This is a genomic window from Methylocella sp. CPCC 101449 (genome assembly GCF_031921685.1).
In the GTDB taxonomy this organism is placed as follows: Bacteria; Pseudomonadota; Alphaproteobacteria; order Rhizobiales; family Beijerinckiaceae; genus Terripilifer.
On the sequence record NZ_JAPDHU010000001.1, the window covers coordinates 428,179 to 446,617 of the forward strand.

Here is an 18,439-nt window from a genome sequence, read left to right on the forward strand (position 1 = left end):
AGGCTTCTTGGTCAGTCGCGCGACCGCCCGCGCATGACGCGCCGTTCAAAGAATTTTAGTGATTGCATCGTGACGACACCGATCACCGCGAGCACGAAGACAACGACGAAATAAGGCGCCATACGAAACGTATTGCCGTAGATCGACAGCAAACCGCCGAGCCCCTGGACCGCCGTGTAAAGCTCCGCCACCACCGTGTTGATCAGCGCAAGTGCCGCGCCCACGCGCATGCCGGCAATGATGTAAGGCATCGCGCCCGGCAGCATGATCTTGCGAAAGATTTGGGCGTCTGTCGCACCGGCCGAGCGCGCCATTTCGATCAGATCGCCATCACTGTTCAGCACGCCTGCATAAGTATTGATCAAAATGGGCATGATCGCGCCGAGAAATACGACGCAGATTTTGGCTTCGTAACCGAGCCCAAGGAAGATGATGATCAGTGGGATGAAGGAGACCCGGGGCATGGCGCTCAACGCGTCGACATAGGGCTCCAAAGCAGCGCCGAAGACGCGAAAGCCACCCATCAGCAAGCCAAGCGGCACGGCGAAGACGATCGCCAGAAGGTAGCCGACCGCAAAAACATAAAGACTGCTGAGCGCGGCCGCGGGCACGGTTCCATCGGAAAAGAGCTGCACCGCAGCCACCGCCGTCTGCGACGGCGTTGGAATAAAGTTCTGCCCGACCAGTTGCGCGACCGCTGTCCAGATCGCGATCAATAGAATGCCGACCAGCAGCCGCCAAAAGCCGATGTGAACCTGGCTGAGACGCGGGCCGATGCGTGGTCTGCGCCTGGCAACAGCAGCTTGTCGTTGCTCAATCGCCACCATAGGGGCTCCTCTATGCAGAATTGGTGCCAGCCCCGGTGGACGAATAGTAGTCGTACCAGTGATTTGGCACGCCCTGAATTTTGGGCACGACCTCCTGCAGGTACCATTCGCGCGGGTTGAGGACGGCGGAGAGATGGAAAAGCAGCACGGGATGAACGTGCAACGCCCATAGCTTAGGAAAGTCTTTGTGCGTCAACGCAGCATGCTCTTCGGCGGTCAGATCGAACGTATCGAGCATGGCGTAATCGCCGGCGCGAAAGGCCATCGTGCGATCACGATCTATATAGACGTGATGAATGGCGCGGTTCAGCTCGTGCACAGACATCTGCATGCGCTCCTGCGCGACCGGTTGGTCCACTCGACGCCAGCCACCCACCCGACTGAGGATCGGTGGCTGAATATTTGCCCGTGAAATCAGGCTAGTTGCGTCTCGAAATTGAATCTAGGACTATTTTAAAATAGCCCGATAGGCTCATCCTATAGACCGTGTCCCGCGGCTGAACGCCGTTCAGAAGAGGTATATATGAACGATCGGCAGCTCCGTTACGCCCATGCGGTCTGGAAAGAGCGCAGCTTCAGCCGCGCCGCCGAGAAACTTCACGTGTCTCAGCCATCGTTGAGCGATCAAGTTCGCCAGCTTGAAGAAGAGATCGGCTTCACGCTCTTTTACCGTAATGCTCGTGGTGTCGAACCCAGCATCAACGGCTTGACCTTTCTCGAAGCCGCGGAAGCGATTGTGCTGGGCATCGCCTCGCTCGGAGACTTGGCAGGCGAGCTTCGCGGAAAGCCGGGCCTGAGAATCCGCATCGGCTTGAACTCGGGGCTCGCGCAATCGACAATCCCGCGCATTTCCCACGCGCTTTCGCAAGGCAATACAAAAATCCGATTTGAGATCGTCACCGCGACAAGCCGACGTATTCAGCGCCTCCTTCATCAGCAACGTCTCGACGTTGCCTTTCTATTTGAAGGCGAAGTCAAAGGCTCAGCCTACAAACTGGCCTGGCGCCGTGTCGCGCAAAGCGACATCATCGCCCTGGTTCCGAAGGACCATCCTTTTGCCATGCGGCAGGACGGCATCGATCTACGGGATTTGAACAACAGCCCTCTCATCATCAATGAGCCTCGTGTTGGTTACGGGGAAGCTCTCTTGGCGATCTTCGCGGCCAACGATTTACATCCTGAAATCATCGCCGATTGCGATGACATCGAGTCCTTGAAGTATATGGTGCTATCGGGAACGGGATTTGCGATTGTGCCGCGTATCGTAGCTCAGCACGAATTGGAACATGGCCTGATGGTCGCCATTCCAATCCTGCCGAAACAGACCGTCGGCATCCATTTCGTGCGGCGGCCCGATGCCTTCCCGGTGCGGCTGGAGCGCTGCCTAGCGCAACTTGCGCGGGAGTTTTCCGCCGAGGAACTTGAGAACGGCTTCAGCTAAACACCAGCGCCTATCTTCGCGGGGCCTCTAGCCGCTGCCGTCAAGCGGGAAGCGCCTAATAATCGGCGAGATTTTTACGCACCTCGTCCAGAAGCGAGAGAGGCGCGCGCGCCCATTCAGAACGGCTATCGGTGTTCCCATCTCCCGGACGTGTCGTAGCCACCATGCCGATCTTCGTCACGGTGAGATTCTCATGCACCGGATCGCAGCGGTCTGCCTTGACATGCGGAACGACGATCAGATCTTCGCCGCCGCGAAAACGCGCGGCAAGCGACCATTCGACCTCGCGCGCATTTTCCGGATCGACATCGTCCTCGACGACGATCACCAGCTTCAGAAGATTGACTTGGCCCATGGCGAGCATGACCGCACGAGCGCCCTCGCCCAAACGCGCCTGATGCATGGAAATCACCGCGTGCAGGCGGCCCATGCCGCCTTCGGTGATGACAACGCGGCGCACGGCGGGAATCATGCGCTGCAAAGCCTGACAGAGAGTTGCGCCAATGGCGACCCCGCCGAGAAGGCAATGTTCGCTGGCATAGCCGGGCAGAATGGCCTGATAAATCGCGTCGCGCCGGTGGGTGACACAGCGGATAGTACCGCCGATGCCTGGTCCATAGTTGACATAGAATCCGTGAAATTCGGAGACGGGGCCTTCGTCGATCAAATCGTTCGGATCAAGCTCACCTTCAAGCACGATTTCGGCGTGGGCCGGCACTTCCAAATCGGCCGTCTTGCAGCGGACAAGCTGCAGCGCTTCGCCGAGCAGGCCGCCGATCGGTTCGTATTCGTCGTCACCGAGACCAAGATAGAGCTGCGATCCCAGCAGAACGGCCGTGTGATTGCCGATGGCGACAGCGATTTCGAGCTTGCGGCCAAGCGCTTTCGCCTTGTCGGCGAGAATATAGAGATGATGGTTCTTGGCGATGCCGGCCATGATCTTAGCCCCGCCATCGAGGCGCAGACGGGCGATCGAGACATTGCGGCGACCGGTTTCCGGGTCCTTGGCGATGATAACTCCAGCGGTGACATAGGGCGCCGCCTCACGCTCGAACCAGGTCGGCACCGGCAGCAGTCGCGCGAGATCGATCTTCTCCTGATGCACGATCTCTTGAACTGGCCCCTCGCCGACCATGACCGGCGCGATCGGATGGGCGAGCGCTTTCTGCAAGATCGCGTCCAGTGCGCTTGGCTCGACACCGAGTGCGTCAGCAAAGCGGGCGCGCGTCGACAGCAGATTGCCGACGACGGGCATGGAATGACCTTTGACCTTTTCAAACAGCAGGCCAGGGCCACGATCTTTTAGCGCCAGCACCGCGCCAAGCTCGAAACGCGGATCGACGGGCCGCTTCACGCGATGCAGTTCGTCCGTCTGTTCGAGAACGCCCATAAAGCCGCGCATGCTTTGATCGGTCATCGGTCCTTGCCTGTGTTTATTGCGGCGGCAGCTGGAAGTGCCGGATGTTCTTCTGGCGTGCTTCGTCCAAGGCCTCTTCATAGCCGGCGTCGGCATAGCGCATCACGCCCGTGGTCGTGTCGTTGGTCAGGGACAGCGACAGTCGTTCGTCGGCGGCCTCAGATCCATCCGCCACCAAAGTGACGCCCGCGCTGGTCATATAGCCGGAATAGCCGCCGCCACCGGAATGAATGGCCACCAGATCGGCTTGGGAAGCGCAATGCACCATGGCGTTGAGCAACGGCCAGTCGGCGATCGCGTCGGAGCCATCACGCATGTTTTCCGTCATGATATTAGGATGAGCCATGGCACCCGCATCAAGATGATCGCGGGTGAAGGCGATGGGTCCCGCCAGCTTGCCCTCCCGCACCATCTGGTTGACGGCAAGCCCCAGTTCGGTACGCTCGCCATGGCCGAGCCAGGCAATGCGGGCCGGCAGGCCTTCGAACGGCACGTGCTGGCGCGCCAACTTGATCCAGTTCGAGACGATCTGATTGTCGCCGAACTTTTCCAGTACCAGATCGTCGATCTTTCGGATGTCGTCAGGATCGTTCGACAGCGCCACCCAGCGGAATGGGCCAATGGCCCGCGCAAACAGCGGACGCAGGAATGCTTCGGTGAAGATCGGGATATCGAAGGCATTTTCGACGCCGCCATTCTTGGCGTGGGTCCGGATCAGATTGCCATTGTCGAAGACAACCGCGCCCTTTTTCTGAAAATCCAGCATCGCGGAGACATGGCGGACGATCGATTGGATCGATTCATCCATCAGAATCTTCGGATCGCCCTTGCGCAGCTCGCGCACCTCGTCGAGTGTCCGGCCAGCCGGCACATAGCCATAGACGAGATCGTGTGCGGCGGTCTGATCGGTTACCACGTCGGGCACGATGCCTCGACGCGCAATCTCCGGATAGACGTCGGCCGCGTTGGCGCACAAACCAACCGAGAGCGGCTTATTCTCGGCCTGGGCCTTGCGGATCATATCGAGCGCTTCATCTAATGACTTAGTCTTGACGTCGACAAAGCCGATCGTCATGCGTTTGTCGATGCGCGCTTCATCGACGTCGACGCAGAGGATCGCCGCCTTCGCCATCTTGCCGGCCAGCGGTTGCGCGCCGCCCATGCCGCCCATGCCGGCGGTCAGCACGAACCGTCCGGCGAGATCGCCACCGAAATGTTTGGCGGCGATGCGCATGAAGATTTCGTAGGTGCCCTGAATGACGCCCTGGGAGCCGATATATTGCCAATCGCCGGCAGTGAGGCCGCCCCAGCAGATCAGGTTTTTCTTGGCCAACTCGTAGAAATTCTCGGCCTTGGCCCATTGGCCGACCATGTTGCAGTTGGCCATGATGATGACCGGCGCCTTGGCGTGGGTCTTGATGACGCCGATCGGCTTGCCCGATTGCACCAGCAAGGTCTCGCCATCTTCAATCGTCTTCAATGTCTCGACGATCTTATCATGCGAAGGCCAGTCGCGCGCCGCGCGACCGAGCGCGGCATAGACGACCAGATTGTTCGGATCCTCGCCGACGGCGAGCACATTCTCCAGGAGGCGCAGCAACGCTTCCTGGCGCCAGCCCTTGCACCGCAGTTTGCCACCGGACGTTACGGAAAATACACGCTGCGCCATCTGGAAACCCTCAGCTCAGAGCATAGTCGGTGAGATTGAGACCAAGCGCCTTTTCGACGATCGGATAGACAGAGGGATCTGTGACACTCGAGGACAGCGGAATGACGTTCTTGGCGATGCGCAGCACCAGCAGTTCGTCGCCTTCCCTGATCTCGCCGACGCTGGCTGGCACACCGTTCTTATCGAGCGTGGTGATGACATCTGGGAAAGTGGCGAGGCGGGTGCCCTGCGCATCCTCTACCGCCATGTATTCGTTCATCACATGCAGGGTGATCGCTTTGGCGCCTTCGTTGATGGTGATGGTGCCAATGTCGAAGGCTTCATTCGTATAGGTCACCGCCTTCTTCATCACCTTGCCCTGGCCGATGATCTCGCCCTTGGTTTCGCGGCAGATGGCATCGATAACAGCCGCACCGCCTTTCGGCTCCGCCTGCAAAATAGCTTCGCCCAGTGCCAGAGCGATGGAAATGCCGCCGAGCGCCGCATGCTTCTTCACATAGGAGGCCGGCACGGGATTGCGGCACGAGGCGATGAAACCGCCCGACATGTCCGAAGCCGTACGCAGGATCGGCGAAATCTTCGCCGTCGCGCCGCGCACCACCAGTTCGATATAGGCATTCTTGCTGCGATTACCGCCGACGGCCGACTGGATCATCGGGATTGGCGAATTGGCGAGGCCGATCGATCCCATGTCGCCTGTCGGATGGGCGCGGATATCGCCGACCGCATCGATCACTTTGGTGCCGAGAATAGCCGACGGCAACCACGCGTTCATCGTGCTGGACTTGCCGTTCTGGCCGATGATCAGACCATGGATCGGCGCGCCCAGCTCCTTCTGCACAAGCTGCACAGCCTTGACATAGTCGACGCCAAGCATCTGCCATTGCGTGGTGCTGGCGGGTGCGCCAATGGCCGCGGCGGTGGCAATCCAGGCATCATCGGGCACTTCGTCCATGGAGACCAGTTCCGGCTGGCCGGCGTTGACCGCGGCCGTACCAAGCATGCGGCCATGATCGGCCCAACCGCCGCCGCCCGCCGCAAACACCGCACCGCCCTTGCCTGCGCAATCCACATCGCGCGCCGTCAGAATGCGTCCCATATCCGGCTCCGTTCTTATATTCGGCTAATCGCGTTCGATAGAAACGCGATTAGCTGTTGTGTCCGTCAAGAAGCCGCACGGCTTCGAAAATAGCGGCGGCACCCGCCGCGATCTGTTCCGGCTCGGTCCATTCTTCCGGCGCGTGGCTTTTGCCATCGCGGCAGGGAATGAACAGCATGGCGCTCGGTGCGATTTTCGCGACAAAAGCCGCGTCATGTCCGGCGCCCGAGGCTAATGTCATCGCCGAGAAGCCATGGCGCTCGGCACCGCGTCCCAGAAGATCGCGCAGATGCGCATCGCAGGCGGTCGGCTGAGTGTCAGAGAGAATGGCATATCGCGCCAATTCGACCCTCTCACGCTGCGCAATCGCACGGCTTTCGCGCTCCAACGCCGCCTTGAAGTTTGCAACCAGGGCATAATCTTCCGCGCGGATATCGAATACAAGACGCGCTTGGCCCGGCACGACGTTGGAAGCGTTGGGATGAATATCGATGATGCCGGTGGTGGCGACGAAGTAGCCTTTTCCTTGCCCGGCCAGTTCCCTGGCGGTGCGATTGACGAAGAGGATGAGTTGCGCCGCCGCCAGACTGGCGTCATGCCGATAGTCCATCGGCGTCGCGCCCGCATGATCGGCTTCACCCTTGAAGATCACTTCGATCCGCGTAATACCGACGATCGCCGTCACCAGCCCGAGGTCGATCTTGTTGTTCTGCAGCACCAGACCTTGTTCGATATGCAGCTCCAGAAAACCGGCAATATCGGTCCGGCGCGCCTCGACGAGCCTCTCCGGATCGCCGCCAACACGGCGGATGGCGTCGGCCAGCTTTTCGCCGGCCGCGTTGGTATAGGCGAGCATTTTGTCGTCGAGCGCACCAGCCATGGCGCGGCTGCCGACGCAGGAGATGCCGTATTCGCTCGGTTCCTCGGCGAGGAAATCGATGACTTCGATGGGATGGCGCGGGCGATAGCCGGCGTCCTTCATGGCGCGGACGATTTCGAGCGCGACGATGACGCCGGCAATGCCGTCAAACCGTCCGCCCGAGGGCACCGTGTCGGAATGCGATCCCAACATGATCGGTGGGGCGCCTGCTTCCGTGCCCTCCACACGGCCGATCAGATTGGCGGCTTGATCGAGGCGCACGCTCAAGCCGGCTTCCTCGAAACGCCGGCGCAACCAATCGCGCCCTTCCAGGAAGCGCTGCGAGAAAGAGCGGCGCGTATAGGGCCGATCCGGATCGGTGATGGCGGCGAGCACCATCACATCATTCCACATCCGGTCCTGATCGACCGGCAACCGGGGCGCGCTCATCAGGCCGCGACCTCCACCTGGTTCGCCAGAACCGGATGGATGAAGGCGCCGCTTCCCGGTTCCGCCGTCACATGGGTGCCGTCGAAAATCGCCTTGCCGCGCAGGAAGGTCGCCACCGGGCGATAGGGCAGTTCGATGCCTTGATAAGGGCTCCAGCCGACGAAGTTGTGACCGCTCGCTGCTGCATCGTAACGGCCCGGGCGATGGGCCATCACGGTGATGTCGGCATCGCGGCCCGCTTCGAGCGCGCCCTTGCGATGGCCGATGCGGAACAGGCGCGCCGGATTGGCCGCCAACAAGCGGGCTGCCCAGGTGACATCAAGGCGCCGTTCGATCAGCCCCTTGAGCAGCAGCGCATAGAGAACTTCGAGGCTCGGCACGCCAGACGCGTTCTTCAACATGTCCGGATTGGTCTTGCGGTCCTCCGACCAGCTAACGTGATCGGTGGACACCACCGTCACATTGCCGGCGGCGAGATGACGCCAGAGCGCTTCCACTTCACGGCGCGGACGAAGCGGCGGATTGATCTTCGCCTTGCCACCGAGCCGCGCCACATCGTTTTCTTCATCCAGCGTCAGATAATGAATACAGGCTTCGATGGTGTGATCGAACCCTTGCGCGCGGTAGCCGGCGCATAGATCGTAACCGCGCCCGAGCGAACAATGAACGATATGGCCGGAGCAGCCTGCATCGGCGGCGAGTTCGTAGACTTCTGCCATGGCCAGGGTTTCCGTCGCCGGCGGCCGCGACATGGCATGCGCGCGATAGTCACGAATCCCTGAGGCTTCCACCGCCCGAATGGCGGCGCGCACCATTTCGTCATTCTCGTTGTGAACACCAGCGATCAATCCATGACGGCCGATGGCCTGGAAACAGGCGTGCAAGGTCTGCGGCGGGATGCGCGGAAACCGCTTCGGATCGGTGCCGAAGGTCGAGAATTTGAACGAGGCGGCACCGGCGGCAACCATTTCGTCGATCCGTTTGGCGCCCTCTTCGGGATCGATCGTCGCGTAAAGGGCAAAGTCGACACGGGCCTGCGCCCCCGCCTCGGCCGCCTTGCGGCGGACATTCTCGGCCGAACACACCAGGAACCCTTCATCGTAGGGCATGTCGACGATGGTGGTGACACCGCCGGCCGCTGCCGAACGCGTCGACCAGATGAAATCTTCCTGGTTCTTCTGCGAGCGGGAATGAACCTGCGAGTCGATAGCGCCCGGCAACACATAGGCATCGCCGAAATCGAAACGCTCGCGGGCTTGCGGCGGTGCGCCCGATCCTACCCGCTCGACAACGCCGGCGCGAACCGCCACATAGCCATGGTCAATCACGTGATCGGTGAGAACCACGCGGCCCGTAACGACAAGATCGAAATCACTCATGGCACTGCTCACTCATGGGCCGCGCTGATGAAAACGTCGAAGAGGTTTTCATCAGCCTTGGCCTGTTTGGAAGTTCCAGAAAACGCCAGCGAACCCGACGTCATCACGCAGACATTCTCGGCAAAATCGAGGGCGCGGGCCGTGTTCTGCTCGACCAGGAGAATCGTCACGCCCTCCTGTTTCAAGGCGGCGAGCGCGTCGAAACACAAATCGACCATTTTCGGCATCAAGCCGAGCGAGAGCTCATCGATCAGCAAGAGCTTCGGCTCGGTCATTAAAGCGCGGCCCATCGCCAGCATCTGCTGCTCGCCGCCCGACATGGAGCCGGCGGTTTGCTTGCGGCGATCGGACAGACGCGGAAACAGGTCGTAGACGCGCTGCCGATTGATCTTGTCGCGTTGCACGGACAGGCGATAACCACCGACGGTGAGATTTTCCTCCACCGTCAGATCGGTGAACAAGCGCCGCCCTTCGGGCACCAGCGCGATGCCGAGATCGACACGCTTGACCGGCGGCAGCCGCGTGATGTCCTGATCGTTAAACAGAATGCGGCCGCCATGGATCGTGGTGTGGCCCATGATCGCCATGATGGTCGAGGTCTTGCCCGCACCGTTCGGTCCGAGCAGCGCCAGGGAGGAGTGTGCGGGCAAGTCGAAGCTCACATCCTCGACCGCAACGACGGGTCCGTACCCGCAGCTCAGATTTTCAAGCCGCAGCATGATCGTCGGCCTTTCCTACATAAGCTTCGCGAACGGCCGGATCGGACATCACCTGTGCCGGTTCGCCATCGGCAATCATTTTGCCGCCGTCGAGCACCAGCAGGCGCTTGGAAACCCGGACGAGTTCGCGCAGATTGTGTTCGATGAGAACGATGGTCAGCCCTTCCGCGTTGAGCGCAGCAAGGGTATCGGCCTGCCTTTCCGCTTCGCGGTGATTGAGGCCAGCCAGGGGCTCGTCGAGGATGATGATGGACGGATCGAGCGCCAGGGCGCGCGCCACTTCAAGACGCTTCAGATTGCCAAGCGGCAACGCACTCACATCACGATCTTCGAGACCGGCAAGGCCGACCTTAGCCAGCATTTCGGCGGCGCGCGCCGACTGCTGCGCCCGTCGCCAATGAAAGGCTGCCGTCAGAGGGTTGGACGTGATCTTGTAACCGGCGGCCAACGCTGTGTTGTCCAACGTGGTCATGGAGCGAAACGGGCGCACGATCTGGTGAGTGATCGCGAGGCCTTTGCGTACACGCTTGGCGGTGGGCAGGCGCGTCACATCCTCGCCCTCCAGCACGACGCGACCGGTATCCGGCGTCAGAATGCCGGCGATGATCTTGAGCAGAGTCGTTTTGCCTGCCCCATTCGGGCCGATCAGGCCGACGAACTCACCCTTCTGGACGGAGAAGTTGACATCCGTCAGCGCCCGAACGCCGCCAAAGCGGATGGACACGGATTCGACGTGGAGCGTGGTCATGCCTTGCGCAGCCTCCGCGTGAGAGATGTTGCAATCCCGGCGAGCCCACCCGGCGCGAAACGCATGACGAGCATCAGCACGCCACCGTAGATGAGCAGACGGTAGTCGTTGATGAAGCGGAATGCCTCCGGCAACAGCGTCAGAATGATCGCCGCGATCACCACACCCCAGGTCGAGCCGAGGCCGCCAATGACCACCATGGCCATCAAGGTCACCGACAGAATGAAAGTGAAGGAATCGGGCACGATGAACTGGGTGAAATAAGTGTAGAGGCCACCCGCCAAACCAGCGATCGCCGTGCCGATGGTGAAGGCCAGCAGTTTGTAGGTGGAAACTGGAATGGCGATGGTGCGCGCCGCCTGTTCATCGTCACCCACCGCGCGGAAGGCAAAGCCGAGCCAACTGCGGTTGAGATAAAGACAGAGCGCGATGGTGGCAGCGGCAAACAGAAGGATCATCAGGGCATTGCCCTCCGGGCCGAGGCCGCTGGCCGGTATCTTGCTGATCCCCATTTCGGCGCCGAGCCATTTCTGTTTGCGGACGAAGCCGACGAACAGGAAGCTGACACCGATGGTGGTAACCACGAGGAAATCCTCGCGCAGCCGCACCGAGGCAAAGCCGACGATAAAGCCAAGGGCACCGCCGACCAGCGCACCGACCAGCAGGGCCACCGGCACCGGATAGCCGGCGACCGCGCACAGCGCCGCCGCATAAGCGCCGGCGCCATAGAAAGCGCCATGCCCGAGACTGAACTGACCGCAGAAACCGCTGATCAGATTGAGGCTCGTCGCCAACATGATGTTGATGCCGAGAATGGACAGGAGACTGTAGACATAGAGGGTCATGCGTGCGCCCCGGTCAGGCCCTGCGGACGCACCATCAGGACAATAATAAGGAACAAGAAGGCCAGAGCATCACGATCGAGGTAGGAACCGACCCAGATCGTGCCGAAGGATTCGACCAGTCCCAGCGCCAGCGCGGCGATCAACGTGCCGCGCATGCTACCAAGGCCGCCCAGAACGATGATGGCCAGCGCCTTGTAGCTGACGACGAAACCCATTGTCGGCTCGACGAAATTGTTGAGCAGCGCGATCAGCCCGCCGGCCAGAGCGGCAAGAGCCGAGCCGATCATGAAATTCAGATACCGCACCTTGATGGCGTCGACGCCGAAGCTGGTCGCGATCGTCGGATTGGATACCGTGGCGCGCCAGGCAATGCCCATGCGGGTCCGCGTCGTGAACAAGGCCAAAGCCACCAGACAGATCGTCGACAGAACGATCATGGCGATCTGCACGGTGTTGATGGTGACGCCGAACAGATCGTGGATCTGCGTCGGATAGGGATTGCGTGTGAACGTCAAACCTTGCTCGCCAAAGATGATACGGAACGCATCTTCCATGAAGATGAGCAGGCCGATCGAGGCGATCATCGCCACATAGGGCGGATAGCGCAGCATCGGTTGGTAGAGCACGCGATAGACGCCCATGCCGAAAATGGCCGAGACGACGACGGCAACCAGCATGCCAAGGGCAATGCTCCCCGTCGCATTGGCGACGATGACGGTGATAAAAGCGCCCAAGGCGTAAACGGCGGCATGCGAAATATGCAGAATTCGCAGGAGGCCGTAGACCAGGGTCAGGCCGATGGCCATCAGCGCATACATGCTGCCGAAGATCAGGCCATTCAAAAGAAGGTCGACGTAATACACGATGTGATCCGGGTGTGAGGCGGCGCATCGAGACTTTCATCCCGATGCGCCTTAAAGGTCAGGTCGCGTTATTCGGTCGGCGGCGCAAGCAGCTTCAGATCGTCGATCCAGGCGAAGTGGCGAAACTGCCCGTCCTTCACGATATTGACGTTCATCGGCATGTTGATTTCACGCAGCGGATTGAAGCTGACCAGCTTACCGGCCAGATGCGGGAAATCCTTCGTATTCGCCAAAGCGTCGCGCACCTTGGCCGGATCGAGCGTACCAGCGCGGTTGATGGCATCGGCCATCAGGACAATAGCCGAATAGACCGTTGCGCCGACATTCTCGCCGGGATAGCCGGCGCGCTTCTGGAAATCGGCCAGATAGGTCTTGAGTTCCTCGTTCGAAGGATCCCGATTGAGGCCGCCGACGATATAGACGCCTTCCACGGCGGGGCCGGCGATTTCGATGAGCTTCTGCGCATCAAAAGCCTGCGAACCGATGATCGGAACGGTAATGCCGGCAGCGCGCAATTGCGTCACTAGCGGACCGCCAGTGAAGAAGTAGCCGGTGATATAGACCGCTTCCGGATTATCGCGCTTGACGCTGGCGACGATCGAACCGAACTGGCGGTCGCGCAGCGGATAGGAATACTCGCCGAGGATCTTTACGCCGAACTGGTCGACCGCGCTCTTGAACCCTTCGAGCGTCGCCTGACCATAGTCATTGTCCATGGAGATGACGGAAATACGCTTCTTGCCGAGGTTGTCGCCAATGAACTTGGCGGCGGCGCGGCCCTGCGGCTGACCCAGGTGAACCGTGCGGAAGGCATAATCGCCCGTGCGGGTGATGTCGGGATGCACGCCATAGGCCGAGATGAAGGGCACTTTGGCATTCTGGAAGATCGGCGCAGCAGCGCGGCCTGAGGCGGAATAGCTGCCCGAGACGGCGAACTTCACACCATCCTGGCCAACGAGCTTGTTGGCGGTGAACACCGCATCTTCGGTTTTGGCCTGGTCATCGTAAGTGACGAGTTCGGCCTTCTGGCCGAGGATACCGCCCTTGGCATTGATACGCTCGATCGCCAATTCCGAGGCGACTTTCGCTGAAACACCGTCGGTGGCCGCCGGGCCGGTCAACGGCGCCTGAAAACCGATTTTGACTTGAGCGACCGCTGGCGAAATCGCCAGGGCCCCGATTGCCAGAACCGCCGCGCCCATCAAAGCGGAGGCGGAAACACACGGAAAATGAGCTTTCATCGTCTTACCCTTCTTCTAGGACGGAGCCATTTTTCAGTCTTTTGGTCGGATCCACCCGCCATCAACAAAAGCGGCAAATCTGCGGCAGAGTAAGCAGCGCCGTGCGCGCCGACCAATATGGATTGAGAATGACATGCATCAGATTTTTCTATACCATTATCTAACTTTAAGGATTGAAATTCATGGATTTTCGGCAGCTGCAATATTTCATCGCGGCCGTTGAACAACGCAGCATGAGTGCCGCGGCCGTGGCCTGCCAGGTCACGCAGCCGACTTTGAGCACGCAAATCCGTTTGCTTGAGACCGAACTGAGCGATGTGCTTTTCGGGCGCACGCCCGTAGGCCTGCGTCCGACGAAATCGGCGCAGCGTCTTTATCGGCGGATATCACCGCTGCTGGACGCCGCCTCCCACGGCACTGGCTATATTCGCGCTGCCGAAACGGCTTCCCTTAAGCCGCTGCTCGTCGAGTTGCCTTATTCGGCGGCGAGCCTGCTGACGCGCGCCTGCCGGCAAGCCGGCCGGGTGCTTGCGACCAAAACCCCGCAGATCAAGATCACTTATTTTCCTTCGGAAATGGGACCCGCGCCGCACGGCAGTCTGGTGCAAATCCATCATGACATCGATCTCGCGGCGAATGGGACGGCGATCTCCGATCAATGGCTCCTGATCGGCATCGCGGGGCCGATGCAAGATCGCCGGGCGAAGCCACGCGTCGAACCCCTGACGGGCGACATCAATCTTCCTGTCCTGCCGTCACGTATCCGCGAAGCGTTGAAGACCTGGCCGATCGGCGGCGAACATGTTCTGCATCATCAGACCGGCGATGCGGACGAACTGATCGCCGATCTCTTGGTACAGAACAGCGGACGTATCCTTGCGCCGCGATTGGCGATCAATCCACGGAACCTGCGGCACCCCCGGCTATTCGTACGAGATGTCACGAAGGCCCTACCGCCGCTTCGGATCACCATGGCCTGCGATCTCCAGGAAGCGGAGCAGCGCGCCTTTTGCACCGCCTTGAAAGCTCAGATCGTCAGAGCCAAGCGAAACCCCGAACAGGAGCTTGAAGCGCCAGCTCTCCCCGAAATGCGTCAGCTTCGTTACTTTCTGGGCGCCTTTGAGGAAGGATCGATCACGCGTGTCGCGGCAAAGCTGAACGTCGTTCAGCCGGCCGTCAGCATGCAGATCCGAGCGCTGGAACACAGCCTGGGCGGAGCACTTTTCGATCGCACGGCACAGGGCATTCATCCGACAGCTTTAGCTCGGCGGGCTCGCGACATATATGCTCCCGTCCTTGAGGCGCTGCGCCAGGAAGGCCGCAATCCCACCGCCAAGCCGATACGCACCCGCACGACCCTGCGCGTGGGCGTTCTACCGGGACTCGACGAAGATAGTCTTCTCATCCGCGCCATGACCGCGACGATTCAACAGTGGCAGAAAGATTTCGCCAACGTAGAACTCAAGGTCGTCGAATCACACAGCAGCGTCCTGCTGGACTGGTTGGCTGAGAACATCGTCGATATCGCCATCGTCGAAGACCTGCACACCCGCACCTGGCTCAAGGAAACGGCTCTGTTTGTCGAACCGCTCTCTATTCTTACAGCCGCCGGACAATCCGACTGTCCGCCGGGACCCATCAAGATGGCCGATATCGGCAAGCTCAATCTCGTTCTCCCCTCACAACGCCACGGCTTGCGGGCCCTCCTCGACCGGAAATTCGCCGATGCCGGTCTGCCATTGGTGCCCAAACTGGAACTCGACTCGATGGCGGCCGCCATCCGACTGGTGAAATCGGGTGGATGGGCCACGGCCATGCCGGCCTCTGCGGTGCGTCGGAGCCTCGACACGCATGCGCTCGAAGCCCATGCCATCATACGGCCTTCGATTCTGCGTGAACTCCGGGCGGTCCAGCTTTCGCGTCACCAGAACCGTCCGTGGGAGGGCAAATTCGGCGGCCTGCTGCGCGCGCAGCTGGCTTCGCTCACCAATGCTTAGCTACGGATATGGGGAGGCGCCCAACCGGCCTGCGCTTGTCGATTAGAAATCCCGTCTGTAGTGTGGGCGGTGTTTCGCAGAACGCGAGTTGCGGGAGGGATTTCGCCGATCGAAATGCCGAGCGGTTCGCGCCCACAAAGACATGAGTCTCATGACACCGATCGACCGCCTTATCGCCGAACAGGACATCACCCGCCTCATCACGCAATTTGGCCTGCTCAACGATTCCGCCGACTGGGCCGGCGTCAGCGCCATGTTTACCGATGACGCACGCTTCGTTCGCCCCGCCGGCGGCGATCCCGTGGTTGGGCGTGACGCGATCCGCGCCTCGTTCGAGAGTCGTCCGCCGCGCAAATCCTGTCACCTCATCACCAATATCGTCGTCGACGTCACGGCGGCGAACGAGGCGTCCGCCCGCTCGACGCTCGTACTTTACGCCGCACCCACCGGCGCGTCCGAGGCTGGATCTCCGGCGCTCATCGGGGGCTTCCGCGACCGGCTCGTGCGTACGTCCGAAGGTTGGAAATTCGCGGAACGTGCAGGCTTTCTCGATCTCAAGGTTTCCTTTGCATGACGTTCATCGACACCACACACGTCGGTAGCCTGCCGCGTTCCGCCGAACTGACGGCGGCCCTCCTCAAACGCGACCATGGCGATGCCGTCGACGAAGCCGCCTTCGATGCTCTGGTCACGAAAGAGATTGAAGGGGCCGTGCGTGCGCAGGTCGAGGCCGGCGTGACCATCGTCAGCGACGGCGAACTCGGCAAAGTCGGTTATTCGACCTATATCACGCGGCGCCTCTCCGGCTTCGGTGGCCATGTCGATCGAGTACCCGCTAAGGATCTCGCCGATCTCCCCGATCTGCGTCAGAAACTCGCGGCCATCATGGGCACGCAGGCCTTTACGCGCGCGGCCTGCATCGGCCCCGTGCGGCTGGTCGATTTTAAGCCGGCGGAAGACGACATCCGCCGCTTTAAGACCGCTATAAGCAAAAGTTCGAATGTCCGCGGCTTTCTGAACGCCGCTTCACCTGGCCTGATCACCGCCTTTCAGCCCAACAAGTTCTATCCGACGCACGAAGCCTATCTCGTCGACCTCGTCGAGGCGATGCGGCCGGAATATGAAGCGATCATCGCTGCCGGGCTTGATCTGCAGCTCGACGCGCCCGATCTTGCGATGGCCGCCCATACGGGTTTTCAAAATCTGAGCGAGAAGGAATTTCTCGAACGCGCTGAACAAAATGTCGAAGCGCTCAACGCGGCGACGGCGAATATACCGGCCGAGCGCATGCGCCTGCACATTTGCTGGGGCAATTACGAGGGCCCGCATGATTTCGACATTCCGCTCGAAAAGATCATGTCGATCGTGTTGAAAGCGCGTCCGGCGCAGCTTCTCTTCGAAGCGGCCAATCCGCGTCACGAGCACGAATGGATCGTCTGGCGCGACGCGAAACTGTCGGCGGACAAGGTTTTGGTTCCGGGGCTCATCGACACGTGTTCGAACTACATCGAGCACCCTGAATTGATCGCGCAGCGGATCGAACGCTTCGTCAAGCTCGTTGGCCCTGAGCGCGTGATCGCGGGCACCGACTGCGGCTTTGGTACGTTCGCTGGCTACGGCAAGATCGATCCCGCCGTGACGTGGAAAAAACTGCGGGCGCTCCGTGAAGGTGCCGACATCGCGGCGGCAAGGCTGTAAGCTGCTCGCGTTAATCCGCTTTGAGAGCACTTTCGGCGAGCTTCACGAACAGGCTCGCGCCGGTGGCGATGATGGCATCGTTAAAATCATACTCGGGATGATGCACCATGGGGCTATCCGGCCCCTTACCCTGCCCCACCAGAATATAAGCGCCGGGTCGTTTTTGCAGCATGAAGGCGAAATCCTCGGCCGCCATCAGGGGCGGAAAAGTCTTCGCCAAACCGTCCGATCCAAGGACATCGGCGATCGCCAGCGTGGCGCGATCGACCGCCTCGCCGTCGTTCACCAAAACGGGAAATTCGCGCGCATATTCGATGCGTACCGAGGCCCCATAAGCTTCCGCGACATGGGTGACAATGCGATGGAAACCGGTTTCGATACGCGCTCGCGCCGCTTCGTTCAGAGCCCGCACGGTGCCGGCGATACGGCCTTCCGAAGCGATCACGTTATGGGTCGTGCCGACATGCATTTCGGTGACGCTGAGAACCGCCGATTCCATCGGATCGGTTTCACGGGAAATCAAAGCCTGTAGGGCGAGCACCATTTGCGACATGACGATTGCCGGGTCGATCGTCTTGTGCGGCATGGCTGCATGACCGCCACGCCCCGTGATCGTCACGTCGAAACGATCGAAAGAGGCGAGCGCTGCACCGATGCGCACTGCTGCCTGCCCTACCGGCAGCAAGGGCATGTTATGCAGCGCATAGATTTCATCGCAGGGAAAGCGATCGAAGAGACCTTCCTCGACCATCACCCGGCCACCGCCCAGCCCTTCCTCCGCCGGCTGGAAGATGAGCACGACCGTGCCAGCAAAAGCGCGCGTGTGCGCCAGATATTCGGCAGCGGCCAGCAGCATCACCGTATGACCATCGTGGCCACAGCCATGGAAGCGGCCCGGATTTTTCGACTTCCATGCCGGGTTGCCCAGTTCCTCCATCGGCAGCGCATCCATATCGGCGCGCAAGCCAATCCGCCTGTTCCCCGGACGTCCTTCTATGATGCCGATAACGCCGGTGCGGGCCATGCCGGTATGCGCCTCGATCCCCATGGCTTGCAGGCGGTCGACGACGAAAGCCGCCGTCTTTTCCTCCTCGAAGCCAAGTTCCGGCATGGTGTGCAGCATGCGGCGCCATTCGGCGAGAATGGGTTGGCGACTGGCGATTTCCGCAATAACCGGCATGGCGGCT

At 60.6% G+C, this 18,439-nt stretch carries 17 protein-coding genes; 4 read left to right on the forward strand and 13 right to left on the reverse strand.

The features are described from left to right. Positions 1–11 precede the first annotated feature (11 nt). Complete coding sequence (locus OIM99_RS01970; RefSeq protein WP_311848631.1) at positions 12–827, reverse strand: ABC transporter permease; 816 nt, start codon at positions 825–827, stop codon at positions 12–14. 10 nt (positions 828–837) lie between these two features. Further along, positions 838–1,152 (reverse strand): hypothetical protein, encoded by a 315-nt coding sequence (locus tag OIM99_RS01975; protein WP_311848632.1) that lies wholly within the window; start codon positions 1,150–1,152, stop codon positions 838–840. A gap of 198 nt (positions 1,153–1,350) precedes the next feature. On the opposite strand from OIM99_RS01975, the gene OIM99_RS01980 reads away from it, so the two are divergent. Beyond that, the gene (locus OIM99_RS01980) at positions 1,351–2,268 is read left to right on the forward strand and encodes a LysR family transcriptional regulator (protein WP_311848633.1); all 918 of its coding nucleotides are present in this window, start codon (positions 1,351–1,353) and stop codon (positions 2,266–2,268) included. Between the two features lie 55 nt (positions 2,269–2,323). On the opposite strand, the gene OIM99_RS01985 is transcribed toward OIM99_RS01980, so the two are convergent. The 10 genes from OIM99_RS01985 to OIM99_RS02030 all read right to left on the reverse strand — a co-directional run bounded on the left by OIM99_RS01985 (position 2,324) and on the right by OIM99_RS02030 (position 13,557). Further along, complete coding sequence (locus OIM99_RS01985; protein WP_311848634.1) at positions 2,324–3,685, reverse strand: UbiD family decarboxylase; 1,362 nt, start codon at positions 3,683–3,685, stop codon at positions 2,324–2,326. A 16-nt stretch (positions 3,686–3,701) separates the two neighbouring features. Continuing rightward, on the reverse strand, positions 3,702–5,354 hold the full coding sequence (locus OIM99_RS01990) for a urocanate hydratase (protein ID WP_311848635.1): 1,653 nt from the start codon (positions 5,352–5,354) through the stop codon (positions 3,702–3,704). 10 nt (positions 5,355–5,364) lie between these two features. Then, positions 5,365–6,453, reverse strand: a complete 1,089-nt coding sequence (locus OIM99_RS01995; RefSeq protein WP_311848636.1) for a DUF917 family protein — start codon at positions 6,451–6,453, stop codon at positions 5,365–5,367. 49 nt (positions 6,454–6,502) lie between these two features. Continuing rightward, positions 6,503–7,762: a Zn-dependent hydrolase gene (locus OIM99_RS02000; RefSeq protein ID WP_311848637.1), complete on the reverse strand. Its 1,260-nt coding sequence runs from the start codon at positions 7,760–7,762 to the stop codon at positions 6,503–6,505. Next, entirely contained in the window at positions 7,762–9,141 is a 1,380-nt protein-coding gene (locus OIM99_RS02005) for a dihydroorotase family protein (RefSeq protein WP_311848638.1), read from the reverse strand. The genes OIM99_RS02000 and OIM99_RS02005 overlap by 1 nt, the downstream gene beginning before the upstream one ends. Before the next feature lie 8 nt (positions 9,142–9,149). Beyond that, on the reverse strand, positions 9,150–9,860 hold the full coding sequence (locus OIM99_RS02010; RefSeq protein WP_311848639.1) for an ABC transporter ATP-binding protein: 711 nt from the start codon (positions 9,858–9,860) through the stop codon (positions 9,150–9,152). Beyond that, positions 9,847–10,608: an ABC transporter ATP-binding protein gene (locus OIM99_RS02015; RefSeq protein WP_311848640.1), complete on the reverse strand. Its 762-nt coding sequence runs from the start codon at positions 10,606–10,608 to the stop codon at positions 9,847–9,849. Before OIM99_RS02015 ends, OIM99_RS02010 begins: the two co-directional genes overlap by 14 nt. Continuing rightward, positions 10,605–11,453, reverse strand: coding sequence for a branched-chain amino acid ABC transporter permease (locus tag OIM99_RS02020; RefSeq protein ID WP_311848641.1), 849 nt, complete (start codon positions 11,451–11,453; stop codon positions 10,605–10,607). Before OIM99_RS02020 ends, OIM99_RS02015 begins: the two co-directional genes overlap by 4 nt. Then, entirely contained in the window at positions 11,450–12,316 is an 867-nt protein-coding gene (locus OIM99_RS02025; RefSeq protein ID WP_311848642.1) for a branched-chain amino acid ABC transporter permease, read from the reverse strand. Before OIM99_RS02025 ends, OIM99_RS02020 begins: the two co-directional genes overlap by 4 nt. Before the next feature lie 68 nt (positions 12,317–12,384). Continuing rightward, entirely contained in the window at positions 12,385–13,557 is a 1,173-nt protein-coding gene (locus OIM99_RS02030) for an ABC transporter substrate-binding protein (protein ID WP_311848643.1), read from the reverse strand. Positions 13,558–13,739: 182 nt separating this feature from the next. Between OIM99_RS02030 and OIM99_RS02035 the strand changes: the two genes are divergently transcribed. The 3 genes from OIM99_RS02035 (at position 13,740) to OIM99_RS02045 (ending at position 17,252) form a co-directional block, all read left to right on the forward strand. Next, positions 13,740–15,554: a LysR family transcriptional regulator gene (locus OIM99_RS02035; RefSeq protein ID WP_311848644.1), complete on the forward strand. Its 1,815-nt coding sequence runs from the start codon at positions 13,740–13,742 to the stop codon at positions 15,552–15,554. 151 nt (positions 15,555–15,705) lie between these two features. After that, complete coding sequence (locus tag OIM99_RS02040) at positions 15,706–16,128, forward strand: nuclear transport factor 2 family protein (RefSeq protein WP_311848645.1); 423 nt, start codon at positions 15,706–15,708, stop codon at positions 16,126–16,128. Continuing rightward, a complete protein-coding gene (locus tag OIM99_RS02045; protein ID WP_311848646.1) occupies positions 16,125–17,252 on the forward strand; it encodes a cobalamin-independent methionine synthase II family protein in 1,128 nt (375 codons plus the stop codon). The genes OIM99_RS02040 and OIM99_RS02045 overlap by 4 nt, the downstream gene beginning before the upstream one ends. Positions 17,253–17,262: 10 nt before the next feature. Here OIM99_RS02045 and OIM99_RS02050 read toward each other — a convergent pair whose 3' ends face one another. Further along, positions 17,263–18,432, reverse strand: a complete 1,170-nt coding sequence (locus OIM99_RS02050) for a M20 aminoacylase family protein (RefSeq protein ID WP_311848647.1) — start codon at positions 18,430–18,432, stop codon at positions 17,263–17,265. Positions 18,433–18,439: the final 7 nt, after the last annotated feature.